This is a genomic window from Xanthomonas hortorum pv. cynarae (assembly GCF_002939985.1).
GTDB lineage: Bacteria > Pseudomonadota > Gammaproteobacteria > Xanthomonadales > Xanthomonadaceae > Xanthomonas > Xanthomonas hortorum_D.
In genome coordinates this window covers 1-317 of sequence record NZ_MDFM01000097.1, presented here as the reverse complement: position 1 = coordinate 317, position 317 = coordinate 1, and the positions used below count along the sequence as shown (strand labels likewise).

The window sequence follows — 317 nt, the reverse complement described above, 5'->3', positions numbered from 1 at the left end:
CGATAACGTATACGGATGAAGCCTCGTAAGCCATATCCAACCGATATCTCCGACGAAGAATGGGCCTTCGCTGCGCCATATCTCACACTGATGGATGCGCAAGCACCGCAGCGCAAATACGCGCTACGCGCGATGTTTAACGCACTGCGCTGGATCGCACGCGCCGGCGCACCGTGGCGATTGCTTCCCAACGATTTCCCGCCTTGGGAAGCGGTGTATCAGCAAACGCAGCGCTGGCTGCAGGCTGGCTGCTTTGAGGCCATGGTCAGCGATCTGCGCTCACTCTTGCGTGTGGCACAGGGGAAGAAAGGCCAGCC

1 protein-coding gene is annotated in these 317 nt (G+C 59.3%); it reads left to right on the top strand.

Translation table 11 applies throughout. The features are described from left to right. Window positions 1-15: 15 nt before the first annotated feature. On the top strand, window positions 16-317 hold a 302-nt coding region (locus XcyCFBP4188_RS22390; RefSeq protein WP_046941409.1), incomplete at its 3' end, for an IS5 family transposase.